Annotated in this window: 15 protein-coding genes; 11 read left to right on the top strand and 4 right to left on the bottom strand. The window is 53.3% G+C overall.

The window, feature by feature from the left end:
• The first annotated feature begins 7 nt into the window (after positions 1 to 7).
• Both dppD and dppF read left to right on the top strand, forming a co-directional pair.
• Positions 8 to 991: a dipeptide ABC transporter ATP-binding protein gene (gene dppD / locus FQZ95_RS15245; RefSeq protein ID WP_001196486.1), complete on the top strand. Its 984-nt coding sequence runs from the start codon at positions 8 to 10 to the stop codon at positions 989 to 991.
• The gene (gene dppF / locus FQZ95_RS15240) at positions 988 to 1,992 is read left to right on the top strand and encodes a dipeptide ABC transporter ATP-binding subunit DppF (RefSeq protein ID WP_000103580.1); all 1,005 of its coding nucleotides are present in this window, start codon (positions 988 to 990) and stop codon (positions 1,990 to 1,992) included. Before dppD ends, dppF begins: the two co-directional genes overlap by 4 nt.
• A gap of 29 nt (positions 1,993 to 2,021) precedes the next feature.
• Here the strand turns inward: dppF and FQZ95_RS15235 are convergent, their stop codons facing one another.
• Complete coding sequence (locus FQZ95_RS15235; protein WP_105272155.1) at positions 2,022 to 3,293, bottom strand: aromatic amino acid transport family protein; 1,272 nt, start codon at positions 3,291 to 3,293, stop codon at positions 2,022 to 2,024.
• 475 nt (positions 3,294 to 3,768) lie between these two features.
• Between FQZ95_RS15235 and FQZ95_RS15230 the strand changes: the two genes are divergently transcribed.
• Together FQZ95_RS15230 and FQZ95_RS15225 are read left to right on the top strand one after the other, a co-directional pair.
• Complete coding sequence (locus FQZ95_RS15230; RefSeq protein ID WP_000170738.1) at positions 3,769 to 3,876, top strand: type I toxin-antitoxin system toxin Ldr family protein; 108 nt, start codon at positions 3,769 to 3,771, stop codon at positions 3,874 to 3,876.
• A 376-nt stretch (positions 3,877 to 4,252) separates the two neighbouring features.
• Positions 4,253 to 4,360: a type I toxin-antitoxin system toxin Ldr family protein gene (locus FQZ95_RS15225; protein WP_000170738.1), complete on the top strand. Its 108-nt coding sequence runs from the start codon at positions 4,253 to 4,255 to the stop codon at positions 4,358 to 4,360.
• An 86-nt stretch (positions 4,361 to 4,446) separates the two neighbouring features.
• On the opposite strand, the gene bcsG is transcribed toward FQZ95_RS15225, so the two are convergent.
• Genes bcsG through bcsE form a run of 3 tightly spaced genes read right to left on the bottom strand, consistent with a single transcriptional unit; the run spans position 4,447 to position 7,882 of the window.
• Positions 4,447 to 6,126, bottom strand: coding sequence for a cellulose biosynthesis protein BcsG (bcsG, locus tag FQZ95_RS15220; protein WP_000191596.1), 1,680 nt, complete (start codon positions 6,124 to 6,126; stop codon positions 4,447 to 4,449).
• The gene (gene bcsF / locus FQZ95_RS15215) at positions 6,123 to 6,314 is read right to left on the bottom strand and encodes a cellulose biosynthesis protein BcsF (RefSeq protein WP_000988308.1); all 192 of its coding nucleotides are present in this window, start codon (positions 6,312 to 6,314) and stop codon (positions 6,123 to 6,125) included. The genes bcsG and bcsF overlap by 4 nt, the downstream gene beginning before the upstream one ends.
• Positions 6,311 to 7,882 carry a cellulose biosynthesis c-di-GMP-binding protein BcsE gene (bcsE, locus tag FQZ95_RS15210; protein ID WP_160530387.1) on the bottom strand — a complete coding sequence of 524 codons (1,572 nt, stop codon included), beginning with the start codon at positions 7,880 to 7,882 and terminating at the stop codon, positions 6,311 to 6,313. Before bcsE ends, bcsF begins: the two co-directional genes overlap by 4 nt.
• 271 nt (positions 7,883 to 8,153) lie before the next feature.
• Between bcsE and bcsR the strand changes: the two genes are divergently transcribed.
• From bcsR to hmsP, 7 genes are all read left to right on the top strand, one after another.
• Positions 8,154 to 8,342 carry a cellulose biosynthesis protein BcsR gene (gene bcsR, locus FQZ95_RS15205; RefSeq protein ID WP_001063314.1) on the top strand — a complete coding sequence of 63 codons (189 nt, stop codon included), beginning with the start codon at positions 8,154 to 8,156 and terminating at the stop codon, positions 8,340 to 8,342.
• An 11-nt stretch (positions 8,343 to 8,353) separates the two neighbouring features.
• A complete protein-coding gene (gene bcsQ, locus FQZ95_RS15200) occupies positions 8,354 to 9,106 on the top strand; it encodes a cellulose biosynthesis protein BcsQ (protein WP_032185391.1) in 753 nt (250 codons plus the stop codon).
• On the top strand, positions 9,103 to 11,721 hold the full coding sequence (gene bcsA / locus FQZ95_RS15195; RefSeq protein WP_032185390.1) for a UDP-forming cellulose synthase catalytic subunit: 2,619 nt from the start codon (positions 9,103 to 9,105) through the stop codon (positions 11,719 to 11,721). Before bcsQ ends, bcsA begins: the two co-directional genes overlap by 4 nt.
• 10 nt (positions 11,722 to 11,731) lie before the next feature.
• Complete coding sequence (bcsB, locus tag FQZ95_RS15190; RefSeq protein ID WP_001355017.1) at positions 11,732 to 14,071, top strand: cellulose biosynthesis cyclic di-GMP-binding regulatory protein BcsB; 2,340 nt, start codon at positions 11,732 to 11,734, stop codon at positions 14,069 to 14,071.
• A gap of 6 nt (positions 14,072 to 14,077) precedes the next feature.
• Positions 14,078 to 15,184, top strand: a complete 1,107-nt coding sequence (gene bcsZ, locus FQZ95_RS15185) for a cellulose synthase complex periplasmic endoglucanase BcsZ (RefSeq protein WP_001353587.1) — start codon at positions 14,078 to 14,080, stop codon at positions 15,182 to 15,184.
• Complete coding sequence (bcsC, locus tag FQZ95_RS15180; RefSeq protein WP_088542270.1) at positions 15,166 to 18,639, top strand: cellulose synthase complex outer membrane protein BcsC; 3,474 nt, start codon at positions 15,166 to 15,168, stop codon at positions 18,637 to 18,639. Before bcsZ ends, bcsC begins: the two co-directional genes overlap by 19 nt.
• Positions 18,640 to 18,720: 81 nt before the next feature.
• Positions 18,721 to 20,709, top strand: a complete 1,989-nt coding sequence (hmsP, locus tag FQZ95_RS15175; protein ID WP_160530386.1) for a biofilm formation regulator HmsP — start codon at positions 18,721 to 18,723, stop codon at positions 20,707 to 20,709.
• Positions 20,710 to 20,829 lie beyond the last annotated feature (120 nt).

Here is a 20,829-nt window from a genome sequence, read left to right as displayed (position 1 = left end):
GTTCGAGATGGCGTTATTAAATGTAGATAAATTATCGGTGCATTTCGGCGACGAAAGCGCACCGTTCCGCGCCGTAGACCGTATCAGCTACAGCGTGAAACAAGGCGAAGTGGTCGGAATTGTGGGTGAGTCTGGCTCCGGTAAGTCGGTCAGTTCACTGGCGATTATGGGGCTGATTGATTATCCGGGCCGCGTGATGGCAGAAAAGCTGGAGTTTAACGGCCAGGATTTGCAGCGTATCTCGGAAAAAGAGCGCCGCAACCTGGTGGGTGCCGAAGTGGCGATGATCTTTCAGGACCCGATGACCAGCCTTAACCCGTGTTACACCGTAGGTTTCCAGATTATGGAAGCAATTAAGGTGCATCAGGGCGGTAATAAGAGCACTCGCCGTCAGCGGGCGATTGACCTGCTGAATCAGGTCGGTATTCCCGATCCGGCTTCGCGTCTGGATGTTTACCCGCATCAGCTTTCTGGCGGCATGAGCCAGCGTGTGATGATCGCCATGGCGATTGCCTGTCGACCAAAACTGCTGATTGCCGATGAGCCGACCACCGCGCTGGACGTGACCATTCAGGCACAAATCATCGAACTGCTGCTGGAGTTGCAGCAGAAAGAGAACATGGCGCTGGTATTGATTACCCATGACCTGGCGCTGGTGGCGGAAGCGGCGCATAAAATCATCGTCATGTATGCAGGCCAGGTGGTGGAAACGGGCGATGCGCACGCCATCTTCCATGCACCGCGTCATCCGTATACTCAGGCATTGCTGCGTGCGCTGCCGGAATTTGCTCAGGACAAAGAACGTCTGGCGTCGTTGCCTGGCGTCGTTCCTGGCAAATACGACCGTCCGAATGGCTGCCTGCTTAACCCGCGTTGCCCCTATGCCACTGACAGATGCCGCGCTGAAGAACCGGCGCTGAATATGCTCGCTGACGGGCGTCAGTCCAAATGCCATTACCCACTTGATGATGCCGGGAGGCCGACACTATGAGTACGCATGAGGCCACCTCGCAACAACCGCTGTTGCAGGCTATCGACCTGAAAAAACATTATCCGGTGAAGAAAGGCATGTTCGCGCCGGAACGTCTGGTGAAGGCGCTGGACGGCGTTTCGTTTAACCTTGAACGTGGCAAAACGCTGGCAGTAGTGGGTGAATCTGGCTGCGGTAAGTCGACCCTCGGTCGGTTGCTGACGATGATCGAAACGCCCACCGGTGGTGAGCTGTATTACCAGGGGCAGGATCTGCTCAAGCACGATCCGCAGGCGCAGAAGTTGCGTCGGCAGAAAATCCAGATCGTCTTTCAGAATCCCTATGGTTCGCTAAATCCGCGTAAAAAAGTTGGGCAAATTCTTGAAGAGCCGCTGCTTATTAACACCAGTTTAAGCAAAGAACAGCGTCGGGAAAAAGCGTTGTCGATGATGGCAAAAGTTGGCCTGAAAACCGAGCATTACGACCGCTACCCGCATATGTTCTCCGGCGGTCAGCGTCAGCGTATCGCCATTGCCCGTGGTCTGATGCTCGATCCGGATGTGGTGATTGCCGATGAACCGGTTTCCGCGCTGGACGTTTCAGTGCGTGCGCAGGTGCTGAATCTGATGATGGATTTGCAGCAGGAGTTGGGGCTGTCTTATGTCTTTATCTCGCACGACCTGTCGGTGGTGGAGCACATTGCTGATGAAGTGATGGTGATGTACCTGGGCCGCTGCGTGGAGAAGGGAACGAAGGACCAAATCTTCAATAACCCGCGTCATCCGTACACCCAGGCGCTACTCTCCGCAACGCCGCGCCTGAACCCGGACGATCGCCGCGAGCGCATCAAGCTCACCGGTGAACTGCCAAGCCCGCTCAATCCACCACCGGGCTGCGCGTTTAACGCCCGCTGTCGTCGGCGCTTCGGCCCCTGCACCCAGTTGCAGCCGCAGCTAAAAGACTACGGCGGTCAACTGGTAGCTTGTTTTGCTGTTGATCAGGATGAAAATCCGCAGCGGTAACTCACAAAACCGGGGCCATGCGCTCCGGTTTACTCAATCAGCTTCAACAGTGGCGACAAGCATAACAAAATGCCGTACAGCAGAATCATCCAGGCTTTAAACCCGCGAAGTTTTTCCAGTTGTGAGACTTTATAGATCAGGAAAAATGGAATGAGGCACGACACAATGCCATATAACGGGCTTCCCAACTGAAAGAACACCAGCACCGATACACGAAACGAAACCCAAATCGTCAACGTAATGACGATAAAAGCGCAGATCGCCAGAGTCAGCATGCGTGAGTTAATTTTCTTGGTATCAATAATTCGGCTTAACAGATTGAGAATAATGCCTTTAATGGCTTCGTGGAAACCGAGATAAATGCCAAAGAATGCGGTCAGTACGGCAAAGATATTCAGCACCGTAGAGGTGATATGAATGATATGCCCAGGGATCACCTGCGCGGCCAGTGCCAGTGCCGAGATATTTTGTTCAAAGGCAGAAACGGCTTCTTCGTGGCTAATTGAGAAGGTAAACGAAAAGGCAAAAAACAGGATCACCGCGATGAGCGTGACATAACTAATTCGGTGGGTACGCAGCGCGAGCCGGGTTGCCAGTACTTTATCCGCTTCCCGTTTACGATAGGCAATATTCATCGGGTTTAGCACCTGAATAAATACCGCAGAAAAGAAGCAAAAAGGAATAGTAAGCAGGACGTCGCGGAAGAAGATGGTGGCTTGCGGGAAGGCGGTTATATTGGCGAAATTCCAGTGCGGGATCATCGCAAAACCGAAGACGACAATAATCCCTACTTTGACCACCACCATTGGCCCGGAAATCTTAAACAGTAATCGTTCACCACCAGACGCAATTGCCACCAGTACGGCGAAAATGGCGACTTTATAAAGTAGAGATTGTGAAAGATCGGCATCGGTTAAACCGAAGGTTTTCAGGTACGAGGCGCTGTCGAAAACCACGGAGAGAGAGTAGATAAAAATTCCGTGGATAATCATCAAAAAGTAGATAACCCCGAGGAAAATTCCCCAGTTCTTCCCCAGGTAATGGCTGATAATATCGGTGTAGTCATTACAGGAATCGCTTTCAGAGAGGGTTTTTAAATAAATGTCCTGCACTACCCAAGTGGCAGGATAAGCAATGATCGCTGCGGTAATAAATACCCAAATTCCCTTCAAGCCAATTTGAACTGGCATCAGCACGGTTCCGGCACCAATCGCCATGCCTATGCATAATAAAACCCAGCCAAAGTCGTAGCGTGTAAACGGCAATTTCTGATCGTGTATCGGTAGTGTGTTGTGCTGCATAAAGTCCTGTCCAGAAAGAAGTCGGCCTCGCAAAAATGAATAAACCCAGTTTCTCTTGCGCAACAGGTGGAGAAGTCGAATACGCAGTATGTAAAAAATGAGGCAACAGATTCACTGGGGAGGTCGCGAGGAGGCGCAATTCTACAAAATTGCGCATTTCACTACCAGTCTGGAGTCAGCTCGGATATGAACTGCAACTATTGCAAATAAAGAAATTAAGCTGGAAGGCATCACGCAATGAGGAAGATTGCCGGGTGCTGACGGTAAAAAGCAATCGTAAAATCAGCGGCAAGCCGGAAAGGTTCCGGTGAGGCGCAATGTTGCGGGGGCTTAATCCCTGGTGGCATTGGTTGCTGGAGAGAGAAAACCCCCGCACGTTGCAGGTATGCACCTGACAACATCACGGGGGCCATTCTTGCATCCAAACAATACAAGAATAGCCGCGAAACGTTGTCATTACAACAGAGGCGGCTATATGACGCTCGCAGAACTGGGCATGGCCTTCTGGCATGATTTAGCGGCTCCGGTCATTGCTGGCATTCTTGCCAGTCTGATCGTGAACTGGCTGAACAAGCGGAAGTAACGTGTCAGACGGGCGTCAGGCTGCCGTAATGGCAATTTGCGCCCGGATCAGGCCGCAGGGATAAAACTCTGCGGCCTTTTTCGTAAGAAAAATGCAACGGTTGCAAGCGGATAATATTCTGCGGAATGCGCAGCACAGAGTGAAGAAGTGATGGATTTCGACGAACAAAAATGGCCGTAGAATCAGCGGCAAGCCGGAAGGGTTCCGGTGAGGCGCAATGTTGCGGGGGGCTTTATCCCTGGTGGCATTGGTTGCTGGAGAGAGAAAACCCCCGCACGTTGCAGGTATGCACCTGACAACATCACGGGGGCCATTCTTGCATCCAAACAATACAAGAATAGCCGCGAAACGTTGTCATTACAACAGAGGCGGCTATATGACGCTCGCAGAACTGGGCATGGCCTTCTGGCATGATTTAGCGGCTCCGGTCATTGCTGGCATTCTTGCCAGTCTGATCGTGAACTGGCTGAACAAGCGGAAGTAACGTGTCAGACGGGCGTCAGGCTGCCGTAATGGCAATTTGCGCCCGGATCAGGCCGCAGGGGTGAAACTCTGCGGCCTTTTTCGTTCTTATTGCGGGTAAGGCACCCAGTCGCCGCCGTTCAGGCGAACGTACGGTTTATCCTGGTATTGAATAACCACTGCATTTGAGTTCTCGGAGACCGGTGCTGTTTGTGGCAACCCACTGGTGAGTTTTTTCCAGTCAACATTGTCTTCGGTGAAAATCTTACCATCAAGAACGCGAACCACCAGATCGGAGATAGCCAGGAAGCTGCTCGGTTGGTCGATGACAATCGGTGCCCCCTGATGTGGTGCCTTCATGCCGAAGAATTTCACCCCAACGGGGACGTCTGTGATAGACGGGCTAGGGATATCACGTAGGCCAGATACCTGCATTCTGTCGCCCTTCAGCGCGCCACCGTGTTCCGGCACCACTACCACCATCACTTTACGACCCGATTTCTCCAGTTCAGTAAAGAAGGCGTCCAGCTCATCAAAGAATTTCTGCGCTCGCGCTTTGTAATCCGCTGTTTTGCTGACGCCCGGATAATGGTTGCCGTCATGCAGTGGAAGCGTGTTGTAGAACGTGGCACTACGGCTGTTTTTATCTTTTTCGGTAACGTCCAGCCAGCGGTTAAGCACGGCGGTATCGTCATAAACCGGCGAACCATCAAAGCCCAGCAAAATAACCGGCAGATTTGTTTGATCCATCAATTCGGTCTGCATGCCGCCATTTTCGCGAACTTCTTTCAAAAAACCGCCGAACTGGCCGTTATGTCCCATCATCAGGTGCTGGGTAAAGCCCAGTTTCGACAGGTTATCAAACAGATAGCAGTCGTTATTTGCCGGTTGATACAGATTAGTGTGCGAAGTCTGCCCGCAGCTGGCGCGCAGTAAACGGATCGCCGCCGGGCCACTGTAGGAGGTGGCGGAGTTAAAGTTCTTGAACTCAATATCGAAATGCGACCACAGCGGATGCGACATCAACCCGGCGGCTTCAATATCCGACCAGGAAAGCGAACAGATATTAATCACCAGTAGTTCAAATGGCTGAGCATCAGCGGGCAGCGAAGACGGGAAGGTCGATTTACGTTTCGCCTCCGCGTTATAGAAATTATTCAGCCAGGCGTTAAGGTTCGCCGTTGTTGGCGGTGCAGTTTGTGCGGGCATATCACCCACTACCGGTGCGCCACCCGTCGCCGCAACGGTTGCCGCTGCGTTACCACCCGTCGTTGTTACAGTGGTCGTCGGTTGACCGGCAGGCCACAAGGAGAAACTTGGTCCCGCCAGGGTAAGTACGTTCAGCCATAGCAGAATGGCAACCACAAAAACGGTAATGCGAATCCATTGTGACAGGAATAACCAGGCCACTAATAAAACAAAAATGGCCCCAATCATCTGCCAGTTAATAAAGCGTGTGACAAGGTCGATTAAATAATCGGTACTGAACCCCGCCACCTGCGAACCCTGGCTCATTATGCTTTCCGGGCCAGGCAACCAGGTGTCATGCCAGAACAAAGCAAAGCCGATCGGCAGGGCAATCCAGTGGCGTAAGCGATGCAGGCTGTAGCGCGGAATGGGCATCAGCAGAAACGCGGCAAACACCAGATTGAGGAGCGGATGGAAGTTAAGATATCCCGCCCACAACAGGCCGAACTTAACCAGAAAATAGAAGTTCCAGCCGGAAAGGCCGCGCCAGTATTGCCAGAGGGAAGAAGGCATAGCGGTATTTTGCGTAAATTGAGTCATTTTTTGGTTGCCCTGGCTTTTTCCGTGCGGCGTAACGTCCCGGCCGGTTTAACATAACGAGGTTTAGCAAAGAACAAACGTAAGGTGTCGCGAATGCGTCGCAAAGAGTGCCGCGCCAGATAGCCCAGCGGGAAAAATATCAGTGCGCAAACGACAATAATTTCAATGATATCGCTGATGGTCATCATGATGAGCGCTCCACAGCATCATCTAACAGTCGCATTGGTTCTGGTATTCTTCGCCAGTGGCGACCATCGTGCTCGGCATTGATGACCGGTTTAGAACTTTGCGTTAAAGGCAGCGGCATGCCCCATTGTTCTGGGGCAAGCAGGCGCATCTGCACCAGCTCGGCACTGATTTGATCATCTTCAAACCAGACCATACGGTTTGAGAAAATGTCGCCAGTCGGCAATGGGAAAATATGATTCAACGCGGTATCCAGATCGTTAATCCGACAGAATGAGAGAAACAGCACCAGCCGATTACCGCCAATGGTCATGATATCGCCGGTACGGTTAGGGCGACACAGCGTCAGGGCTTGCTCAACCCGGATACCCGGTACCGGACGTAGGGCAACCAGAACGCCTTTACCATGTGCAGGCAAGAGAGGGTTATTCATCATGTTGTTAACGGCATTACAGAACACATCCCACTTCTGGAAACCACGCAGTTTGAGCGGCTGGGTCATTGACAGCAAGGTAGTGATATCTTCCGGCACATAGCGACTAAACTTCTGCCCTTGCACGCTTTCGATCATCGTCAGACAGCGGGAGAGTGGCGCATTCCACGGGATAACCATATTTGCACCGCAGGCCAATAACAAACGTTCATCGGTGGCGCGCAGGCTTGCGGTATTTTCCCGTACGAGGATTTTCATCGCACTACCGCGCTGGCGACGCAGAGTATGAATGCTGCGGGCCAGTGGCTCGATTTGCGCATTTTGCTGTAAAGAAAAGACCACCGTCGCCGCCTGAGCGGTACGGGCTTCATTGAACAGAACTTCGTTATTGTTGAACAGTTGCCAGTGTTCCGATAGCGGCGGCGCACCTTCCAGTACAGCAACATTACTCAGAATGCGTTTTTCGTCGCTGCGTGGTTGGATCTCCGCCTCTTCGCTTTGAACTAATGTCCAGATACCATTTTGTTGCTGAACGCTAAGCTGCTGACGGGCGCTGACCCCTTTTTCGTTGCACCAGAAGGCAATATCCAGCAAATGTTGGTCGCTCTGAAAACGCAAACTGGCAAGACCAAAAAGTGAACGGTATTCCTCAAGCAACAATGAAAATTGTTTATCGTTATTATTTCCGGGATTAATTACCAAAAGCGAACAATGGTTTAACCTGCTCCATTTATTCATTTTATCCAACCATGAGCGAAGCCGCTCGGCAGGAATGTTTTGCCATGCGTTATTTGCGCAAACAAGAATAAAAAGGTAATTATTGGGATCAATAGAACACTGCAAATCACGGGCCAAATAGTATAGACCTTTTTCATGATTTAGCATTGAAAATAATTTTATTTTTTCCGGCCCTTGAGAATCATCTAATTGAAAGATTTTCGCCGGATCGCTGTCCATGCTAATGACCGCGACGTGTGCGGTTTCAGCCTGGGATGCAATTGTTTGATTCGCCAGACTGATAGCATCTTCATGGCGATCGACGTTAAACCACCAGACGCCGCCTGCTGGCATATGTCGCAGCTCATCCCATAATGATGAGATACCGATAGAGAATACAGGGTCCACAATGTCCCTCATGTCATCATTTTGTCTGATTATCAGTTTACTAGCGAAAGCTAAGAAATAAACCTACCATTGAAATTAAAACTTATCAGATTTAGCATGTGAATCAATTTAGCAGGTCACAAGACGTGTGATTTTAGTCTTTTCGTTTTTAACTTTTTTTGTTGCGTAACGGAAAGTCAAAAAGTGAGCAAATTCCCGTCTCGCCGTAAACAATAAACCGGCGAAATGCTCACGGTTAGAATTGTCTCATGAACGGTACGGTTATTTCATAGGGATCAAGCAAATGAATAACAATGAACCAGATACTCTGCCTGATCCCGCGATAGGCTATATCTTCCAGAATGATATTTTGGCGTTAAAGCAGGCGTTTTCACTGCCTGATATTGATTATGCCGATATTTCCCAACGCGAACAGTTGGCCGCGGCATTAAAACGCTGGCCGTTGCTGGCAGAGTTTGCGCAACAAAAGTAGGGGATTGGTGAATGGCCGTACTGGGATTGCAGGGGGTGCGGGGAGGCGTGGGAACAACAACCATCACTGCCGCATTAGCCTGGTCATTACAAATGTTGGGAGAAGATGTCCTGGTGGTCGATGCCTGCCCGGACAACTTGTTGCGCCTGTCATTTAACGTTGATTTTACCCACCGTCAGGGCTGGGCCAGAGCCATGCTGGACGGTCAGGACTGGCGTGACGCCGGGTTGCGCTATACCTCGCAACTCGATTTGCTGCCTTTTGGTCAGTTATCCATTGAAGAACAAGAAAATCCACAGCACTGGCAAACCCGGCTGAGCGATATTTGCTCCGGCTTACAGCAACTAAAAGCCAGCGGGCGTTACCAGTGGATTTTAATCGACTTACCGCGTGATGCCTCGCAGATAACCCACCAGCTGCTGAGTTTGTGCGATCACTCGCTGGCAATCGTCAATGTGGATGCCAACTGCCATATCCGGCTGCATCAGCAGGCGCTGCCGGATGGCGCGCATATTTTGATTAATGACTTCCGTATCGGCAGTCAGGTTCAGGACGATATTTACCAGCTTTGGTTGCAAAGCCAGCGCCGATTACTGCCAATGCTCATTCATCGTGATGAAGCGATGGCTCAATGCCTGGCGGCTAAGCAACCAGTCGGTGAATACCGCAGTGATGCGCTGGCGGCTGAAGAGATACTGACGCTGGCTAACTGGTGCCTGTTGAACTATTCCGGGCTGAAAACGCCAGTCGGGAGTGCATCATGAGTATCCTGACCCGGTGGTTGCTTATCCCGCCGGTCAACGCGCGGCTTATCGGGCGTTATCGCGATTATCGTCGTCACGGCGCGTCGGCTTTCAGCGCGACGCTCGGCTGTTTTTGGTTGATCCTGGCCTGGATTTTTATTCCGCTGGAGCACCCGCGCTGGCAGCGTATTCGCGCAGAACATAAAAACCTGTATCCGCATATCAACGCCTCGCGTCCGCGTCCGCTGGACCCGGTCCGTTATCTCATTCAAACCTGCTGGTTACTGATCGGTACATCGCGCAAAGAAACGCCGAAACCGCGCAGGCGGACATTTTCAGGTCTGCAGAATATTCGTGGACGTTACCATCAATGGATGAACGAGCTGCCTGAGCGCGTTAGCCATAAAACACAGCATCTCGATGAGAAAAAAGAACTCGGCCATTTGAGCGCCGGGGCGCGGCGGTTGATCCTCGGTATCATCGTCACCTTCTCGCTGATTCTGGCGTTAATCTGCGTTACCCAGCCGTTTAATCCGCTGGCGCAGTTTATCTTCCTGATGCTGCTGTGGGGTGTAGCACTGATCGTACGACGAATGCCGGGGCGCTTCTCGGCGCTAATGTTGATTGTGCTGTCGCTGACCGTTTCTTGCCGTTATATCTGGTGGCGCTACACCTCTACGCTGAACTGGGACGATCCGGTCAGTCTGGTGTGCGGGCTTATACTGCTGTTCGCTGAAACGTACGCGTGGATTGTGCTGGTGCTCGGCTACTTCCAGGTGGTATGGCCGCTGAATCGTCAGCCAGTACCGTTGCCGAAAGATATGTCGCTGTGGCCGTCGGTAGATATCTTTGTCCCGACTTACAACGAAGATCTCAACGTGGTGAAAAATACGATTTACGCCTCGCTGGGTATCGACTGGCCGAAAGACAAGCTGAACATCTGGATCCTCGATGACGGCGGCAGGGAAGAGTTTCGCCAGTTTGCACAAAACGTGGGGGTGAAATATATCGCCCGTACCACTCATGAACATGCGAAAGCAGGCAACATCAACAATGCGCTGAAATATGCCAAAGGCGAGTTCGTGTCGATTTTCGACTGCGACCACGTGCCGACGCGCTCATTCCTGCAAATGACCATGGGCTGGTTCCTGAAAGAAAAACAGTTGGCGATGATGCAGACGCCGCACCACTTCTTCTCACCGGATCCGTTTGAACGTAACCTGGGACGTTTTCGTAAAACGCCAAACGAAGGCACGCTGTTTTATGGTCTGGTGCAGGACGGCAATGATATGTGGGACGCCACTTTCTTCTGCGGTTCCTGTGCGGTGATTCGTCGTAAGCCGCTGGATGAGATTGGCGGTATTGCCGTCGAAACGGTAACCGAAGATGCGCATACTTCTCTGCGTCTGCACCGTCGTGGCTACACTTCAGCGTATATGCGTATTCCGCAGGCGGCGGGGCTGGCGACCGAAAGTCTGTCGGCGCATATCGGCCAACGTATTCGCTGGGCGCGGGGGATGGTGCAAATCTTCCGTCTTGATAACCCGCTCACCGGTAAAGGGCTGAAGTTTGCTCAGCGGCTGTGCTACGTCAACGCCATGTTCCATTTCTTGTCGGGCATTCCAAGACTGATCTTCCTGACTGCGCCGCTGGCGTTCCTGCTGCTGCATGCCTACATCATCTATGCGCCAGCGTTGATGATCGCCCTGTTCGTGCTGCCGCATATGATTCACGCCAGCCTGACCAACTCGAAGATCCAGGGCAAATATCGCCACTCTTTCTGGAGTGAAATCTACGAAACGGTGCTGGCGTGGTATATCGCACCACCGACGCTGGTGGCGCTGATTAACCCGCACAAAGGCAAATTTAACGTCACCGCCAAAGGTGGACTGGTGGAAGAAGAGTACGTCGACTGGGTGATCTCACGGCCCTACATTTTCCTGGTATTGCTCAACCTGGTCGGTATTGCGGTCGGTATCTGGCGTTACTTCTACGGCCCGCCAACCGAGATGCTCACTGTCATCGTCAGTATGGTGTGGGTGTTCTACAACCTGATTATTCTCGGTGGTGCGGTAGCGGTATCGGTAGAAAGCAAACAGGTTCGCCGATCGCACCGCGTGGAGATGACGATGCCCGCGGCAATTGCCCGCGAAGATGGTCACCTCTTCTCGTGTACCGTTCAGGATTTCTCCGACGGTGGTTTGGGGATCAAGATCAACGGTCAGGCACAGATTCTGGAAGGGCAGAAAGTGAATCTGTTGCTTAAACGCGGTCAGCAAGAATACGTCTTCCCGGCCCAGGTGGCGCGCGTGATGGGTAATGAAGTTGGGCTGAAATTAATGCCGCTCACCACCCAGCAACATATCGATTTTGTGCAGTGTACGTTTGCCCGTGCGGATACATGGGCGCTCTGGCAGGACAGCTATCCGGAAGATAAGCCGCTGGAAAGTCTGCTGGATATTCTGAAGCTCGGCTTCCGTGGCTACCGCCATCTGGCGGAGTTTGCGCCTTCTTCGGTGAAGGGCATATTCCGTGTGCTGACTTCTCTGGTTTCCTGGGTTGTATCGTTTATTCCGCGCCGCCCGGCGCGGAGCGAAACGGCACAACCATCGGATCAGGCTTTGGCTCAACAATGATGATAACGCGATGAAAAGAAAACTATTCTGGATTTGTGCAGTGGCTATGGGGATGAGTGCGTTCCCCTCTTTCATGACGCAGGCGACGCCAGCAACGCAACCACTGATCAATGCTGAGCCAGCTGTAGCCGCCCAGACGGAACAAAATCCGCAGGTGGGGCAAGTGATGCCGGGCGTGCAGGGCGCTGATGCCCCCATCGTGGCGCAGAACGGTCCTTCGCGTGATGTGAAGCTGACCTTTGCGCAAATTGCGCCACCGCCGGGCAGCATGGTGCTACGTGGCATTAACCCGAACGGCAGCATTGAGTTTGGTATGCGCAGCGATGAAGTGGTGACGAAGGCGATGCTCAACCTCGAATACACGCCATCGCCATCGTTACTGCCTGTCCAGTCGCAGTTAAAGGTTTATCTCAATGATGAACTGATGGGCGTGCTGCCAGTGACCAAAGAACAGTTGGGTAAAAAAACGCTGGCACAAATGCCAATTAACCCACTGTTTATAACCGACTTCAACCGTGTGCGGCTGGAGTTTGTCGGTCATTATCAGGACGTGTGCGAAAACCCGGCCAGCACCACGCTTTGGCTGGATGTTGGGCGGAGCAGTGGACTGGATCTGACCTATCAGACCCTGAATGTGAAGAATGATCTGTCACACTTCCCGGTACCATTCTTTGACCCGCGTGATAACCGCACCAACACCTTGCCGATGGTCTTTGCGGGTGCGCCGGATGTTGGGCTGCAACAAGCATCTGCCATTGTCGCCTCGTGGTTTGGTTCGCGTTCTGGCTGGCGTGGGCAGAACTTCCCGGTGCTCTATAACCAACTGCCGGATCGCAATGCCATCGTTTTTGCCACTAATGACAAACGCCCGGACTTCCTGCGCGATCATCCGGCGGTAAAAGCCCCGGTGATTGAGATGATCAACCATCCACAGAATCCTTACGTCAAACTGCTGGTGGTCTTTGGTCGTGACGACAAAGACCTGTTGCAGGCAGCGAAAGGTATCGCTCAGGGTAACATTCTGTTCCGTGGTGAAAGCGTGGTAGTGAATGAAGTGAAACCGCTGCTACCGCGTAAGCCGTACGATGCGCCGAACTGGGTGCGTACCGATCGTCCGGTCACCTTTGGTGAACTGAAAACCTATGAAGAACAGTTACAATCCAGCGGTCTTGAGCCAGCAGCGATTAACGTTTCGCTAAACCTGCCGCCGGATCTCTACCTGATGCGCAGTACCGGCATTGATATGGATATCAACTATCGCTACACCATGCCGCCGGTGAAAGACAGTTCGCGGATGGATATCAGCCTGAATAACCAGTTCCTGCAATCCTTCAACCTGAGCAGTAAACAGGAGGCGAACCGCCTGCTGCTGCGTATTCCGGTATTACAAGGCTTGCTGGATGGCAAAACGGATGTCTCTATTCCGGCGCTGAAACTGGGCGCGACCAACCAGTTGCGGTTCGACTTTGAGTATATGAACCCGATGCCGGGCGGTTCGGTGGATAACTGTATTACCTTCCAGCCGGTGCAGAATCATGTGGTGATTGGTGACGACTCCACCATCGACTTCTCGAAGTATTACCACTTCATCCCGATGCCGGATCTACGCGCCTTTGCTAACGCGGGCTTCCCGTTCAGCCGGATGGCGGATCTGTCACAAACCATCACCGTGATGCCGAAAGCGCCTAACGAAGCACAGATGGAAACCTTGCTGAATACCGTTGGCTTTATCGGTGCGCAGACGGGCTTCCCGGCGATTAACCTGACGGTGACCGATGATGGCAGCACCATTCAGGGCAAAGATGCCGACATCATGATCATCGGTGGTATCCCGGACAAACTGAAAGACGACAAGCAGATCGACCTGTTGGTGCAGGCGACCGAAAGCTGGGTGAAAACGCCGATGCGCCAGACCCCGTTCCCCGGCATTGTGCCGGACGAGAGCGATCGCGCGGCAGAAACTCAATCAACGCTGACCTCTTCCGGTGCGATGGCAGCGGTGATTGGCTTCCAGTCGCCGTATAACGACCAGCGTAGCGTGATTGCGCTGCTGGCAGATAGCCCACGCGGTTATGAAATGCTTAACGATGCGGTGAACGATAGCGGCAAACGCGCCACCATGTTCGGCTCGGTCGCGGTGATCCGCGAGTCCGGTATCAATAGCCTGCGTGTTGGCGACGTCTATTACGTTGGCCATCTGCCGTGGTTCGAACGCTTATGGTATGCGCTGGCAAACCATCCGATTCTGCTGGCGGTGCTGGCGGCAATCAGCGTCGTGCTGCTGGCCTGGGTACTGTGGCGTTTGCTGCGTATTATCAGCCGTCGTCGTCTTAACCCGGATAACGAGTAATTGAAGATGAATGTGTTGCGTAGTGGACTCGTGACGATGCTGCTGCTGGCTGCCTTTAGTGTTCAGGCTGCCTGCAACTGGCCTGCCTGGGAGCAGTTCAAAAAGGATTACATCAGTCAGGAAGGGCGCGTCATCGACCCCAGCGACGCGCGCAAAATCACCACCTCCGAAGGGCAAAGTTACGGCATGTTCTTTGCCCTGGCGGCTAACGACCGTGCAGCTTTCGATAATATTCTCGACTGGACACAGAACAATCTCGCTCAGGGTTCTTTAAAAGAACATTTGCCCGCCTGGCTGTGGGGCAAGAAAGAGAACAGTAAGTGGGAAGTGCTGGACAGCAATTCGGCCTCTGATGGTGATGTCTGGATGGCCTGGTCGTTGCTGGAGGCGGGGCGTTTGTGGAAAGAGCAGCGTTATACCGACATCGGCAGCGCGTTGTTAAAACGTATTGCGCGGGAGGAAGTGGTGACGGTGCCTGGGCTGGGTTCCATGTTGTTGCCGGGCAAAGTGGGATTTGCTGAGGATAACAGCTGGCGTTTTAACCCCAGCTACCTGCCGCCGACGCTGGCGCAGTATTTCACCCGCTTTGGCGCGCCGTGGACTACGCTGCGCGAAACCAATCAACGTTTATTGCTGGAAACCGCCCCGAAAGGCTTTTCACCAGACTGGGTGCGCTATGAGAAAGACAAAGGCTGGCAGCTAAAAGCCGAAAAAACATTGATCAGCAGCTACGACGCTATCCGTGTTTACATGTGGGTAGGCATGATGCCTGACAGCGATCCGCAAAAAGCGCGGATGCTCAACCGGTTTAAACCGATGGCTACATTCACCGAGAAAAACGGCTATCCGCCGGAAAAAGTCGATGTGGCTACGGGGAAAGCGCAGGGTAAAGGACCGGTCGGTTTTTCTGCCGCCATGCTGCCCTTTTTACAAAACCGCGATGCACAGGCCGTTCAGCGCCAGCGCGTGGCCGATAACTTTCCCGGCAGCGATGCCTATTACAACTATGTGCTGACCCTGTTTGGACAAGGCTGGGATCAACACCGTTTCCGCTTCTCGACAAAAGGTGAGTTATTACCTGACTGGGGCCAGGAATGCGCAAATTCACACTAAACATATTCACGCTTTCCCTCGGTCTGGCCGTCATGCCGATGGTCGAGGCAGCACCAACCGCTCAGCAACAGTTGCTGGAGCAAGTTCGGTTAGGCGAAGCGACCCATCGTGAAGACCTGGTGCAACAGTCGTTGTATCGGCTGGAACTTATTGATCCGAATAACCCGGACGTCGTTGCCGCCCGTTTCCGTTCTCTGTTACGTCAGGGCGATATTGATGGCGCGCAAAAACAGCTCGATCGGCTGTCGCAGTTAGCGCCGAGTTCAAATGCGTATAAATCGTCGCGGACCACAATGTTACTTTCTACGCCGGATGGTCGTCAGGCACTGCAACAGGCAAGATTGCAGGCGACTACCGGTCATGCAGAAGAAGCTGTGGCGAGTTACAACAAGCTGTTCAACGGTGCGCCGCCGGAAGGTGACATTGCCGTCGAGTACTGGAGTACGGTGGCGAAAATTCCGGCTCGCCGTGGCGAAGCGATTAATCAGCTAAAACGCATTAATGCGGATACGCCGGGCAATACGGGCCTGCAAAACAATCTGGCGCTATTGCTGTTTAGTAGCGATCGGCGTGATGAAGGTTTTGCTGTACTGGAGCAGATGGCGAAATCGAACGCCGGACGCGAGGGAGCCTCTAAAATCTGGTACGGGCAGATTAAAGACATGCCTGTCAGCGATGCCAGCGTGCAGGCGCTGAAAAAATATCTCTCTATCTTTAGCGATGGCGACAGCGTAGCTGCTGCGCAATCGCAACTGGCAGAACAGCAAAAACAGCTGGCCGATCCTGCTTTCCGCGCACGTGTGCAAGGTTTAGCGGCGGTGGACTCTGGCATGGCGGGTAAAGCCATTCCCGAACTACAACAGGCAGTGCGGGCGAACCCGAAAGACAGTGAGGCACTGGGGGCGCTGGGCCAGGCGTATTCTCAGAAAGGCGATCGCGTCAATGCGGTGGCGAATCTGGAAAAAGCCCTCGCACTGGACCCGCACAGCAGCAACAACGACAAATGGAACAGTCTGCTGAAAGTAAACCGCTACTGGCTGGCGATCCAGCAGGGTGATGCCGCGCTGAAAGCCAATAATCCTGACCGGGCAGAACGCCTGTTCCAGCAGGCGCGCAGTGTCGATAACACCGACAGCTATGCGGTGTTGGGGCTGGGCGATGTGGCGATGGCGCGAAAAGATTATTCCGCCGCCGAACGCTATTACCAGCAGACGCTGCGCATGGACAGCGGCAATACCAACGCCGTGCGCGGGCTGGCGAATATTTACCGCCAGCAATCGCCAGAAAAAGCCGAAGCGTTTATCGCCTCGCTCTCTGCCAGCCAGCGGCGCAGCATTGATGATATCGAACGTAGCCTGCAAAACGATCGTCTGGCACAGCAGGCAGAGGCACTGGAAAACCAGGGCAAATGGGCGCAGGCAGCAGCACTTCAGCGGCAACGACTGGCACTGGACCCCGGCAGTGTATGGATTACTTACCGACTTTCGCAGGATCTCTGGCAGGCCGGACAACGCAGCCAGGCCGATACGTTAATGCGCAATCTCGCGCAGCAGAAGCCGAACGACCCGGAGCAGGTTTACGCTTACGGGCTGTACCTCTCAGGTCACGACCAGGACAGAGCGGCACTGGCGCATATCAACAGCCTGCCGCGCGCGCAGTGGAACAGCGATATTCAGGAGCTGGTTAATCGGCTGCAAAGCGACCAGGTGCTGGAAACCGCTAATCGCCTGCGAGAAAACGGTAAAGAGGCAGAAGCAGAAGCGATGCTGCGCCAGCAACCGCCTTCCTCGCGTATTGATCTGACGCTGGCTGACTGGGCGCAACAACGACGTGATTACGCTGCTGCCCGTGCTGCATATCAGAATGTCCTGACGCGGGAGCCAACTAACGCTGATGCCATTCTTGGTCTGACGGAAGTGGATATTGCTGCCGGTGACAAAGCGGCGGCACGTAGCCAGCTGGCGAAACTGCCTGCCACCGATAACACCTCGCTGAACACTCAGCGGCGCGTGGCGCTGGCACAGGCGCAGCTTGGCGATACCGCAGCGGCGCAGCAGAAATTTAATCAGTTGATCCCGCTGGCAAAATCTCAGCCGCCGTCGATGGAAAGTGCGATGGTGCTGCGCGACGGTGCGAAGTTTGAAGCGCAGGCGGGCGATCCAAAGCAGGCGCTGGAAACCTACAAAGACGCGATGGTCGCATCCGGTGTGACCACGACGCGTCCGCAGGATAACGACACCTTTACCCGGCTGACCCGTAACGACGAGAAAGATGACTGGCTGAAACGCGGCGTGCGCAGCGATGCAGCGGACCTCTATCGCCAGCAGGATCTTAACGTCACCCTCGAGCACGATTACTGGGGGTCGAGCGGCACCGGTGGTTACTCCGATCTGAAAGCGCACACTACCATGTTGCAGGTGGATGCGCCGTATTCTGACGGGCGGATGTTCTTTCGCAGTGATTTCGTCAATATGAACGTCGGCAGTTTCTCCACGAATGCCGATGGCAAATGGGATGACAACTGGGGCACCTGTACATTACAGGACTGTAGCGGCAACCGCAGCCAGTCGGATTCCGGTGCCAGCGTGGCGGTCGGCTGGCGAAATGACGTCTGGAGCTGGGATATCGGCACCACGCCGATGGGCTTCAACGTGGTGGATGTGGTCGGCGGCATCAGTTACAGCGATGATATCGGGCCGCTGGGTTACACAGTTAACGCCCATCGTCGGCCCATCTCCAGTTCTTTGCTGGCCTTTGGCGGGCAAAAAGACTCCCCGAGCAATACCGGGAAAAAATGGGGCGGCGTGCGTGCCGACGGCGTGGGGCTAAGCCTGAGCTACGATAAAGGTGAAGCAAACGGCGTCTGGGCATCGCTTAGCGGTGACCAGTTAACCGGTAAAAATGTCGAAGATAACTGGCGCGTGCGCTGGATGACGGGCTATTACTATAAGGTCATCAACCAGAATAATCGCCGTGTGACCATTGGCCTGAACAATATGATCTGGCATTACGACAAAGACCTGAGTGGGTACTCACTCGGTCAGGGCGGTTACTACAGCCCGCAGGAATACCTGTCGTTTGCCATTCCGGTGATGTGGCGTGAACGGACAGAAAACTGGTCGTGGGAGCTGGGGGCGTCTGGTTCGTGGTCGCATTCGCGCACCAAAACCATGCCGCGGTATCCGCTGATGAATCTGATCCCGACTGACTGGCAGGAAGAAGCTGCGCGGCAATCCAACGATGGCGGCAGCAGTCAGGGCTTTGGCTATACGGCGCGGGCATTACTTGAGCGTCGCGTCACATCCAACTGGTTTGTCGGTACGGCAATTGATATCCAGCAAGCGAAGGATTACGCGCCCAGCCATTTCCTGCTCTACGTACGTTATTCCGCCGCCGGATGGCAGGGTGACATGGATTTACCGCCGCAGCCGCTGATACCTTACGCCGACTGGTAAGTTTTCAGATAGCGCCTCTCTTAATGCCGCTGCGATCGGGTATACTCGGGCGGCAATCTGGGATTTCCGGGGGGAGACAATTTGCGCGTAAGTCGCTCGTTAACAATCAAGCAGATGGCAATGGTGGCAGCCGTTGTCCTGGTGTTCGTTTTTATTTTTTGCACCGTTTTGCTGTTCCATCTGGTCCAGCAGAATCGCTATAACACGGCTACGCAACTGGAAAGCATTGCTCGCTCTGTCCGCGAACCCTTATCTTCTGCCATTTTGAAAGGCGATATTCCCGAAGCGGAAGCTATTCTTGCCAGCATTAAACCGGCAGGCGTGGTCAGCCGTGCCGATGTGGTGCTGCCTAACCAGTTCCAGGCGCTGCGTAAAAGTTTTATTCCAGAGCGTCCGGTGCCGGTAATGGTTACTCGCATGTTTGAGCTACCGGTGCAAATCTCGCTGGGCGTTTACTCGCTGGAACGTCCGGCAAACCCGCAGCCAATTGCCTATCTGGTGCTACAGGCGGATTCCTTCCGCATGTATAAGTTCGTGATGAGCACCCTCTCAACGTTAGTGACCATTTACTTACTTTTGTCGTTAATATTGACGGTGGCGATTAGCTGGTGCATTAACCGCCTGATTTTGCATCCGTTACGCAATATTGCTCGTGAACTTAACGCCATCCCAGCCCAGGAGCTTGTTGGTCACCAACTGGCATTACCACGTCTGCATCAGGACGATGAAATCGGTATGCTGGTGCGCAGTTACAACCTCAACCAGCAATTGCTGCAGCGCCATTATGAAGAACAGAACGAAAATGCGATGCGCTTCCCGGTGTCGGATTTGCCGAACAAAGCCTTGCTGATGGAGATGCTGGAGCAGGTTGTCGCGCGTAAACAAACCACCGCGCTGATGATTATCACCTGTGAAACCCTGCGTGATACTGCGGGCGTGCTGAAAGAGGCGCAACGAGAAATTCTGCTGCTGACGCTGGTGGAAAAACTCAAATCGGTACTGTCGCCACGTATGATCCTCGCGCAGATTAGTGGTTATGACTTTGCTGTCATTGCCAATGGTGTACAGGAACCGTGGCATGCTATTACTTTAGGTCAGCAAGTGCTCACTATCATGAGCGAGCGCCTGCCGATTGAACGTATTCAACTCCGTCCGCACTGTAGCATTGGCGTGGCGATGTTCTACGGCGATCTCACCGCCGAACAGCTTTACAGTCGCGCTATTTCTGCGGCATTTACCGCTCGCCATAAAGGTAAGAATCAGATTCAGTTCTTTGATCCGCAGCAGATGGAAGCCGCCCAACAGCGGTTGACGGAAGAGAGCGATATCCTTAATGCACTGGAAAATCATCAGTTTGCGATTTGGTTACAGCCACAGGTCGAGATGACCAGCGGTAAACTGGTCAGTGCGGAAGTGTTACTGCGTATCCAGCAACCGGATGGCAGTTGGGATCTGCCGAATGGCTTAATCGATCGCATTGAGTGCTGTGGGCTGATGGTTACCGTCGGTCACTGGGTGCTGGAAGAGTCCTGCCGACTGCTGGCTGCCTGGCAAGAGCGCGGCATTATGCTGCCCTTGTCGGTAAACCTCTCGGCGCTGCAACTGATGCACCCGAATATGGTGGCGGATATGCTGGAACTGTTAACCCGCTATCGCATTCAGCCGGGAACGCTGATTCTGGAAGTGACAGAAAGCCGACGTATTGATGACCCTCATGCAGCGGTGGCAATCCTCCGCCCGTTGCGTAATGCCGGCGTTCGGGTGGCGCTGGATGATTTCGGCATGGGCTACGCAGGGCTGCGTCAGCTGCAGCATATGAAATCGTTGCCAATCGACGTACTGAAAATCGACAAAATGTTTGTTGAAGGCTTGCCAGAAGATAGCAGCATGATTGCAGCAATTATCATGCTGGCACAAAGTCTGAACTTACAAATGATTGCCGAAGGCGTGGAGACTGAAGCGCAGCGCGACTGGCTGGCAAAAGCGGGCGTGGGTATTGCCCAGGGCTTCCTTTTTGCTCGCCCACTCCCTATTGAAATCTTCGAAGAGAGTTACCTGGAAGAAAAGTAGCTACCCCAAACTGATTACAAAACTTTAAAAAGTGCCGGTTTGTGCGAGCCAGCTCAAACTTTTTAACCTTTTTGTTTCAATTATGATCCAGGTACATTTCTGTGATGTTGTCTGGGTGTT

The organism is Escherichia sp. HH41S (assembly GCF_009820115.1).
In the GTDB taxonomy this organism is placed as follows: Bacteria; Pseudomonadota; Gammaproteobacteria; order Enterobacterales; family Enterobacteriaceae; genus Escherichia; species Escherichia coli_F.
This window is presented reverse-complemented; position numbering and strand designations above follow the sequence as displayed.

Bases quoted from the DNA above. Each gene is read 5' to 3' on its own strand.
- bcsG (WP_000191596.1), bottom strand. From the start codon at position 6,126: ATGACTCAATTTACGCAAAATACCGCTATGCCTTCTTCCCTCTGGCAA.
- FQZ95_RS15235 (WP_105272155.1), bottom strand. From the start codon at position 3,293: ATGCAGCACAACACACTACCGATACACGATCAGAAATTGCCGTTTACA.
- dppD (WP_001196486.1), top strand. From the start codon at position 8: ATGGCGTTATTAAATGTAGATAAATTATCGGTGCATTTCGGCGACGAA.
- dppF (WP_000103580.1), top strand. From the start codon at position 988: ATGAGTACGCATGAGGCCACCTCGCAACAACCGCTGTTGCAGGCTATC.
- bcsF (WP_000988308.1), bottom strand. From the start codon at position 6,314: ATGATGACCATCAGCGATATCATTGAAATTATTGTCGTTTGCGCACTG.
- bcsR (WP_001063314.1), top strand. From the start codon at position 8,154: ATGAATAACAATGAACCAGATACTCTGCCTGATCCCGCGATAGGCTAT.
- FQZ95_RS15225 (WP_000170738.1), top strand. From the start codon at position 4,253: ATGACGCTCGCAGAACTGGGCATGGCCTTCTGGCATGATTTAGCGGCT.
- bcsC (WP_088542270.1), top strand. From the start codon at position 15,166: ATGCGCAAATTCACACTAAACATATTCACGCTTTCCCTCGGTCTGGCC.
- FQZ95_RS15230 (WP_000170738.1), top strand. From the start codon at position 3,769: ATGACGCTCGCAGAACTGGGCATGGCCTTCTGGCATGATTTAGCGGCT.
- bcsZ (WP_001353587.1), top strand. From the start codon at position 14,078: ATGAATGTGTTGCGTAGTGGACTCGTGACGATGCTGCTGCTGGCTGCC.
- bcsA (WP_032185390.1), top strand. From the start codon at position 9,103: ATGAGTATCCTGACCCGGTGGTTGCTTATCCCGCCGGTCAACGCGCGG.
- bcsB (WP_001355017.1), top strand. From the start codon at position 11,732: ATGAAAAGAAAACTATTCTGGATTTGTGCAGTGGCTATGGGGATGAGT.
- bcsE (WP_160530387.1), bottom strand. From the start codon at position 7,882: ATGAGGGACATTGTGGACCCTGTATTCTCTATCGGTATCTCATCATTA.
- bcsQ (WP_032185391.1), top strand. From the start codon at position 8,354: ATGGCCGTACTGGGATTGCAGGGGGTGCGGGGAGGCGTGGGAACAACA.